Origin of the sequence: Microcoleus sp. S13_C3 (assembly GCF_036700905.1) — a bacterium.
In the GTDB taxonomy this organism is placed as follows: domain Bacteria; phylum Cyanobacteriota; class Cyanobacteriia; order Cyanobacteriales; family Microcoleaceae; genus Microcoleus.
The window spans coordinates 1-1099 of record NZ_JAUBPT010000365.1 but is presented as its reverse complement, the minus strand read 5'-3'; the positions used below and the strand labels follow the sequence as shown (position 1 = coordinate 1099).

The 1099-nt window shown below is 43.2% G+C and carries 1 protein-coding gene; it reads right to left on the bottom strand.

The genetic code is table 11. From position 1 onward, the window contains the following. Window positions 1–1099 (bottom strand): reverse transcriptase domain-containing protein (locus QUA16_RS36760; RefSeq protein ID WP_333181802.1); only part of this gene is annotated, 1099 nt, incomplete at both ends.

Genomic DNA, 1099 nt, shown 5'->3' with positions numbered 1-1099 from the left:
TATGTATGTGCTTGTGACAGGCTTTGTGAAGGTGAACAAGGTTTTGGGCCTTGTCTGTTCCTCCATCTACCACCCTATTTTTGTGATGAGTGTGCAGTTCTTCTCCATTGAACAAGTGTTCACCGCATACTGGACATTTCCAATTTTGGTTAACCGCTACGTTATAGAGTTTTGAGCCTTTTGCCCAGTACGATTTCCCGTATTTGGATTGGCGGTCTTGCCAGTATTTGGTGAGTGTTGGGTCGTCGGGAGATGCCGTGTCTTTGACTTTGACATGGCGTACTATGGGGATGTATGCCAGCTTCGGCAGGGTTATTAATGTTTCCCTACCATGTCTGTTCAAGAAGGGTTGGGCAAAGTTCCACTTCGTCCCGTTGATTGTTCTGAAGTATTTTTGGGCTACCCAACCTTTCCCCTTTTTCGGGTGTCTTCTTAGCGACCACTTCCACAGCATTTGCCATATTCGGTAGTCTACGTAAGAAAACGTCTCCTTACTGACCTTGTGCTTGTAGTAGTTCCCCCATCCTCTAATGATTGGGCTAAGGTGCTGGATAACTGCCGTTGCTTTTACCGTTTTGTGTTGATTCAGCCATTGTTGAATTCCAGACAGGAATTCTTTGACCTTTTCTTTTTGCGGTTTAATTAAGCATTTACCCTTGTAATGTCGGACATTGAACCCTAAGAAATTGAAGCCATCATTAATATGAGTGATTTGGGTTTTATCCGCATTAAGTTTTAAACCCCTCTGATTTAGCCATTCTTCTAGGATGGGTTTAATGGCTTCCAAATCCTCACGATTTTCTGCGGTGATGATGAAGTCATCAGCGTAGCGAACAAACCCATATTTGGGTTTGTGTTCCCTCTCTGTTCTTTTTCTACCTTTTGAGTCGGTATATTTGTATTCCTTCGTCTTTTTATATTGACTTAGGAATTTTTCCATTCCGTCGAGGGCTATGTTTGCCAATAAGGGAGAAATAATCCCTCCCTGTGGCGTTCCGCTTTCGGTATCGTGGAATATTTCTGCCTCTACATATCCTGCTTTTAGCCACTGTTTGATTAGCTCTTTACCAGGGATTTCTCCTATGGCATTGAGCAGGTA